This is a genomic window from Paenibacillus camerounensis (assembly GCF_000723885.1).
Classification (GTDB): Bacteria; Bacillota; Bacilli; order Paenibacillales; family Paenibacillaceae; genus Paenibacillus_AQ; species Paenibacillus_AQ camerounensis.
Genome location: NZ_CCDG010000108.1, coordinates 20,531 through 27,679, shown reverse-complemented (window position 1 = coordinate 27,679; position 7,149 = coordinate 20,531). Strand labels below are relative to the sequence as shown.

The 7,149-nt window shown below is 50.0% G+C and carries 6 protein-coding genes; 4 read left to right on the top strand and 2 right to left on the bottom strand.

From position 1 onward, the window contains the following. Positions 1–242 precede the first annotated feature (242 nt). Positions 243–1,664: a stalk domain-containing protein gene (locus BN3772_RS29180; protein ID WP_042204092.1), complete on the top strand. Its 1,422-nt coding sequence runs from the start codon at positions 243–245 to the stop codon at positions 1,662–1,664. A gap of 118 nt (positions 1,665–1,782) precedes the next feature. Here the strand turns inward: BN3772_RS29180 and BN3772_RS29175 are convergent, their stop codons facing one another. Continuing rightward, complete coding sequence (locus tag BN3772_RS29175) at positions 1,783–2,385, bottom strand: DUF4304 domain-containing protein (protein WP_042204090.1); 603 nt, start codon at positions 2,383–2,385, stop codon at positions 1,783–1,785. A gap of 147 nt (positions 2,386–2,532) precedes the next feature. On the opposite strand from BN3772_RS29175, the gene BN3772_RS29170 reads away from it, so the two are divergent. Together BN3772_RS29170 and BN3772_RS29165 are read left to right on the top strand one after the other, a co-directional pair. Next, on the top strand, positions 2,533–3,270 hold the full coding sequence (locus tag BN3772_RS29170; RefSeq protein ID WP_042204087.1) for a hypothetical protein: 738 nt from the start codon (positions 2,533–2,535) through the stop codon (positions 3,268–3,270). A gap of 138 nt (positions 3,271–3,408) precedes the next feature. Beyond that, entirely contained in the window at positions 3,409–4,575 is a 1,167-nt protein-coding gene (locus BN3772_RS29165) for a DUF4317 domain-containing protein (protein ID WP_042204085.1), read from the top strand. 324 nt (positions 4,576–4,899) lie between these two features. Here BN3772_RS29165 and BN3772_RS29160 read toward each other — a convergent pair whose 3' ends face one another. After that, positions 4,900–5,841, bottom strand: coding sequence for an AraC family transcriptional regulator (locus tag BN3772_RS29160; RefSeq protein WP_042204083.1), 942 nt, complete (start codon positions 5,839–5,841; stop codon positions 4,900–4,902). A gap of 276 nt (positions 5,842–6,117) precedes the next feature. Between BN3772_RS29160 and BN3772_RS29155 the strand changes: the two genes are divergently transcribed. After that, positions 6,118–7,137, top strand: coding sequence for a glycoside hydrolase family 88/105 protein (locus BN3772_RS29155; protein ID WP_042204081.1), 1,020 nt, complete (start codon positions 6,118–6,120; stop codon positions 7,135–7,137). The last annotated feature ends 12 nt before the right edge of the window (positions 7,138–7,149 follow it).

Below are 7,149 nucleotides of genomic sequence, written 5' to 3'. Positions count from 1 at the left end.
GAATTATGAAATTGTCTCCTTTGTACAATTAAAACAGAGAAAATGAATCATTTTAAGTAAATAACTGTATTCTGTGCATCTATTCTCCTTGAAAAATCCGGTTTCGGGTCTTTTTGGCAAATATAAGTGTACAGAGTGCAGTTAAAACCTGCAGCGGGCCTAATTAGTCAGGTTTAATTGCAGAAAGTACAGTTATTTCCGCTATATAGCTTGTATTCCTAATCCAAGAGGAGGACAAATCTATGAAAAAATCAGCTATACTGGCTTTCATCCTTACGATCCTGTGCCTGACGGTTCAACCTTCGCCTACCTATGCAGCCTCGCCTAAAATCACTGAGTTTCACACTGCGGGCAGCTATACGTATTTCTACAAAAGCGACGGCAGCCTGTGGAGGTTCGGGATGTATGAGTCCATTCCGCACCGTGTCGAGCTGCCGCAAAAGGCTGTTAAGTTCCTTATGGACGCTTATGATACGCTGGTGCTGTTCGAGGATGGCACGGTATGGAAATATCCCTCAGAGGGCAGCGGTGCTCCGTCACAGATGACGGCTCTTAACGGTACTGTCGATATCGCAGGCAGCAATAATCACTATCTGGCTTTAAAAGAGGACGGTACCGTCTGGGCTTGGGGCATCAATTCCCGGGGGCAGCTTGGCAATGGCCAGCTCAGCGATTCGTGGGACAATCCGCCGCAGCAGGTGCCCGGACTCACCGGGATCAAGGCAATTGCCGCCGGGGAATACAGTCTGGCGCTTAACAGCCGCGGAGAAGTATACACATGGGGAGGCTGGGAACATCTGAGCAGGGTTACTTCATCCAATCCATATGGCTTCCGGATCAGCCCGCTGCGGGTATACAGTCTTCCGGAGATTACGGCGATAGATATGTACGCCACCAGGGCATTGGCGCTCGATGCTTCGGGCCATGTCTATACTTGGGGCCAGAATTTTTTAGGTCTGAATCCTAAAAATAATTACGGAATTTTAGATACCCCGGCACAGATCCCGGGGCTGGAAGGGGTGAGGAAGATTTCGATGGGTCTTACAGCGTTGTTCCTGAAGGCAGACGGGGCGGTATACGAAGCGGGGGTGGATTACAGCAAACCGAATCTGACCCAGGCAGAGTATGAGCAGATGCAGCGTCCGCACCCGGTTCCTTCTCTAAAAGGAATTACGGATATTGCCTCAAAGGGGGAGCAGCGCTTTGCCCTGGATGTCACAGGTGACTTGTATGCTTGGGGTAACAGCTCGTTCGGGCGGCTGGGCGACGGGCTGATGACCTGGAAGAGCCGGCAGGAGCAGCCGGTCCGGATTCTGGATACAGGTACGGTCATTATTGACGGTGTTCAGCAGGACTATCCAGGTGTCATACGCGAAGGCGTAACGATGGTACCGCTGCGTAAGCTGGCTGAGCCGCTGGGGGCGGCGCTGTCTTTTGTAGCACAGACGAAGGAAGTAACGATCAGCTACCGTAATCAAAAGGTAACGATGAAGCCCGGCGACGCCGCTGTAACGGTTAACGGCAATAAGGTGCTGCTTGGGGGACCGATCCGGATCTATAACAATGAGACGCATGTTCCGCTGCGCTTCATCAGTGAGCTGTTTGGAGCAGAGGTGGGCTGGAACGCGGATAAAGCTGAGATTAGTGTAATAACAGCAAAATAAAAAAGCTTGATAACCGAGCTGCTTGGACCGGACTTCTCCGGGCTCTAACCATAGGCAGCCCAAGAGGCGGACTCAGACCTGGTCTGAAATCCGCTTTTTGGGCATCCTGTATTATTTATTACCTATCCAGCCCGTACTCTGCCCAAACAGCATCATACTTCCGCTCAAAGATTGCCCACCGCTTCTCGGCACCGTATTTTGCTTGAAGCCTGGCTAAATAATCGTTTGCCGTCTCCTGATCCCCTGAGTGCAGCAGCAGCCGGAAAATCTCATCACTCATGTACAGTGATGTCCTATCTATATAGTAATCTGCAATGTCCCTGGCGCTTGTCATGGCATGCATGAAGCTGAGGGCCTCCTCCAAATGACGGATAAGCTCAGCTGTGAAGGTCTCCAGGTCCGTCTCAGGCGTCAGCGTATAAATGTCGGGAGCTGTGGGACAGATTGCTCTGATCCGCGCGGTAAAATGAGATTTGAATTCCAGAGCCGGCAGATTATCGGGCTGCTTGGACTGGAGCTCTGCCAGCTCGGCAGAATGGATACTGCAATTGATATAGAACATAAGCTTGCCCGAAGTATTGTAGGGGTACTTTTGAATATTGATTTTGTAGGTAAAAGCAGCGTCTGTTTTGGAGAAATTCAAAGCCTTTTTACGATAATCACGCTGTTTGAAAAAAGGTTTGATGTCATTCGTAACGATCTCATTAAACTGCTCCTTCATAAGAAACCCTCCCGGCTGAAATGAATTAGGATGAACCTCATTTTTCCCTATAATTATGTATACCCTTAATATAGTAAGGTGCCGCCGTAACAATCCGCGCCCAGTTGGGTAATAATGTATTAGCGCTGAAGAAAGGGGAATAGGCTTGTGAAAAAGAATGTTAAGGTTTTGCTGTATGTTTCTTTATTTGCAGTTGTAATGATCATGCTGTTCGGTTGGGTTTTGCCTGCGGTTTTGCAATTTTATCTTCATAATATGTACATAAAAGGGTTGACGCTGCTGTTCATATTTGCTGTAGTGGTGCTTACCAAACGCTTTACATGGAACAATAATATGGTTTATGTTATTGCGGTTTTCACGCTGCTCAGCATGCTGCTGGACACCTCGGGCAATCCGGTAACCAATAAGCCGCTTGAGTGGGCGGTTTCGCCTATCGGGGAGCTGCAGGTCATGCAGGATGTTAACAATTATGCGCCTGGTGAGTATGTCATTAGGGATAATCTGACGATTCTGAAGCAGAATGGCGAGGTGCTGGAGCTCAGTACGGTCTGGCTGTATCTGTACCGGTTCGTACAGTACCTGGTGCTGTACTCGGTAGTCGGAACGCTGCTTGGGACCATAATTAGAGTGAGGCCTCAGCAGGGGATGCCGTTTATCCAGACAACAGCCGAAACGCCGCTGACTGCAGAACAGGAGCAGCAGGCAGCCGCTGAAATGAAGCGCAGAGCAGAAGCCGGAAGTGTCCGGCCCATTCCCCCGCAGGAGATTCTGGACGCAGTCCGGCAGATGAAGAAGGACGGGAAGCTCATTGCCGCAATCAAGCTCGTCCGCCAGCATTCGGATATGTCTCTGGGCGAAGCGAAGCAGTACGTGGAGCAGTTATAGAAGGAATGGATACTCAGGATGAATGCCTGCGGCGGGACGCCGCGGGTATTTTTTTATGCTGCAAGTCCTTAGAAAATTTCCTCCTGATCATTTATACTGGGTAAAGTGACATTTTATCGAAGGAGCCCCGAATCCATTATGAATAAAAAAGAAGTAGCGCATATCCGCAAGCAGTTTAAGCTCGACCATGATTTGCTTAGCCTTTACGATATTCTGAACGTGTATGTGATGAAGGAAACGAACGAGATTTATCACTGGGAGCGCCTGCCGTTTGGTCTCGTGGACCGGGAGAAGCAGGAGCTGTACATGGGTAATTTCAAAAAACTGCTGACCGGGGAGCTGGACCACAAGCTGTTCGAGCTGAAGTTTCAGGATGAGGCGGAGGAGCCGGCTAAGGTAATGCTGCACCAGGGGCTGATCACCGGTGATCCGGAAGAATGGCAGGACCTCATGCTGCTGCTGGTGGACCGGATGCTGGCAGATACCAAGTATGAAAAAGACGCCGTAATCACCTTCGTACGCGGACAGTACCACCGGCCGACCAAAGCCAGAAATGAAGCAAGCGAAGAGAGCGAGAAGAATGAGACGTTCGCGCACCAGTTCATACTATGCAGTGTGAATTCTACCGAGCAGCAGCGGAAGCACCTCATGTTCGACTATGTAGAGAAGGAATTTAAATATAGTGTCATCGTTGATCCGATTGTGAAGCTCAGCTCACCGGAGCAGGGGTTCCTCTATCCGAGTGTGACGGACAATTATTCGGATATTAACCGCGTTCTGTACTGTACAGGCAAATCGAATTATCCGGACCCGCAGTTCATCGAGCAGGTGCTGAATGCAGAGTCTTCTATAACAGCGATGGAAGAGAGAGCTTATTTCGAGGACATTGTGAAGGAGATTGCCGGCGAGCATCTGGATTCAACCACCATCGCCCAGGTGTATGAGCAGATCCAGCAGGTTATCGAGGACGGGCAGGGTGAGGAAGAGCCGGCTACGCTCGATTTCAAGGATGTGGAACGCGTTCTGAAGGTTAGCGGCGTAGAGGATGTTACGGCGGAGAAAGTGGAGCGGGCCTTCGAGACGATCATCGACGACCGGAATTACGAGATGAAGGCAGCCAGCGTAATGCCGAAATTCACCACCAAGTCGATCAAAATCGAAACCAAGGTAGCGACCATCTCCGTCAGCCCGCAGGATCTGCGTTATGTGAAGCAGGTTAATTACCAGGGCAAGCGCTGCATCATGATCGAGGTTGATGAGGATGTAGTGATTGAAGGATTTACGCTTAGTACGGAGGAGCTGTAATTCGAACAGGAGCTTGGCGTATTGACAGGCTGTATTCTAAAATTTCATCCTTTCAGTTAACTGGAGTTAACATCAATCACGACTCTCTGTTGCAACAGCCGCTTTTAAGGGCGGAGGCTTAAAATAGGATAGGCCAGAAATAGACCGCTACCTTTGACCAGGGCGGCCTATTTTTGATACATATCATCCTAGTCAGCCACATAATCTTTTATTTGCCTTCCTTTTTTGACTCGCCACCTGTTCAGTCTGGCCGGCTTCGCTGTTGTTCTGTTGTTTAGCCATACTCAATCCCTCCCTGCTGCATATATTCTTCATTATTCCTCACTACACCCAGCCTGTAAACTCCAGGATCGACGCCTTCGCCGACTGCGCCTCGGACTGTGCACCTTTGCGCCATTCTTTGGGCGAGGCGCCCATCAGCCGGGAGAAGCAGCGGTTAAAGCTGGAGATGGAATGAAATCCGACCTGCTCGGAGATGGAGAGGATGGAATCATCCGTGCTTTTTAGCTGCTTGCAGGCTTCCTCGATACGTGTGCTGGTCAGAAAATCGAGCGGGGCCGTGCCCATGATTTCGTGGAATTTTCTGCGGAAATGGGTGGTGCTCAGGTGGCACAGCTCCGCCAGTGAATCAATCGTAATCGGCGTCATATAGTGCTTCGTGATATACTCCAGCGCCGGAGAGATCACAAAATCCCCCTTCAGCGCCTGCTCGCTTTCCTGCCCGGACAGCAGTTCATTTGCAGAATAAATTCTCAGCAGCTCAATATAAAGTGACTGCAGCAAACCGTAGGCACTTTCCTGATAGTACGGCCGCTGCTGCTTCAGCTCCTCCACGATGGAGGTAGCCAGATAATACACCTTGGGGTGCAGCTCCCTGCTCAGCACACAATTTCGGCCCTGAACTCTCCACAGATTAGGCTCGAAGCTGCTGTAAGCGCTTTTGAAGGAATGCTGGAACAGCTCCTCCGGTGAGAAAAAAAGATAGGACCACAGGCTGGCCGAATCCTTCGAGCTATAGGTGGTATGGGGAAGGAAGCGCGGCAGAAAGGTAATATCTCCGGCTTTAAAAGGGACGGCCTCCCCCTTAATCTCCATGATCCCGCTGTCCGAATAGCAGATTCCGATTTCCAGATGGTTGTGAAAATGCAGATGCTCCGATTTGATGTCGGAAATTCTCCAGCGGTCCCCGCTCAGCAGCAGGACAGGGAATTGAATGGGCAGGCTGTAGTGGCGGTACTCGATGACGGGCTTCTTTTTTCTGGGCATGTCCGTAAGGCCCCCGTTCCAGGATGTGGATTAGTAATTGAATTACACTATGGTAGCTAGAATGATAGCATTGTGCCGGCGTTAAGAGAATGGGATAGAAATCCCAACTTTACAGAAATTAATTATAAATGATCGAAATTGCGCAGGTTTTCTATGAATATGCCTAGATTATGACTATTATACACCTTACAATAGAATTCATAAAGCGTTTACAAACTGTCAGACGGCTCTCAATCGCCATTGGGGACCGTGTGCGAAGGAGAGGGGAATTACAACATGCTTCAATTGGATTATGATAAGGAACTGATTTTGAGCGTTATCGATAAGGTTGCCAAGAAGACACTGGCTATGGACTTAACATGGGACTGGCCTTGCGGCGTAGCTTATTACGGGGTATCGAGAGCCTACAAGGTTACTGGTAACAAAGAGTACCTCGATACGCTGATCCGCTGGGCAGATGAATATATTGAGCTGGGTCTGCCGACCTGGACGGTCAACACCTGTGCGATGGGGCACATGCTGATTACGCTCTACGAAGAGACAGGCAACCAGAAATACTGGGATATTGTAATGAGCAAGGTCGATTATCTGCAAAATAGCGCGCTCCGCTTCGGAGACAATGTGCTGCAGCATACCGTATCGGCGAACAATGATTTCCCTGAGCAGGCCTGGGCGGATACGCTGTTCATGGCGGCCTTCTTCCTGCTGCGTGTCGGCAGCAAGCTGAAGGACCAGACTTTGATCAACGATGCCCTGAACAATTACTACTGGCATATCAAATATCTGCAAAATCCAAGCACAGGCTTCTGGTATCACGGCTACAACAATGTGAAGCAGGATCATATGTCCGGATTCTACTGGGGCAGAGCGAACGCATGGGGCGCGTACACCATGTCGCAGGTTAAGCCGCTGCTGAATGACTGGTACCTGTACCCGCAGTGTATGGACATTGAGTGCTCGGTGCGTGACCAGCTGGCAGCTCTGAAGCTTGTCCAGACTGAGAACGGCCTCTGGCGCACGATCCTGAATGACGAGGGGTCCTATGAGGAAGTGTCTGCGTCTGCAGGTATTGCGGCGGCAATGGTTAACAACGGCAATCCGCTGCACACCAAGTATGTACAGAAGGCACTTAAAGGTGTTCTTGAGAACATCAGTGAAGACGGACGTGTACTGAATGTATCCGGAGGCACTGCTGTCATGAAGGACCGTGAAGGCTACTGCAACATTCCAAAAGACTGGATTCAGGGCTGGGGCCAAGGCTTAGCGCTTGCCTTCCTGTCCGATATGATTCAATAGGAGGTAAGGAAT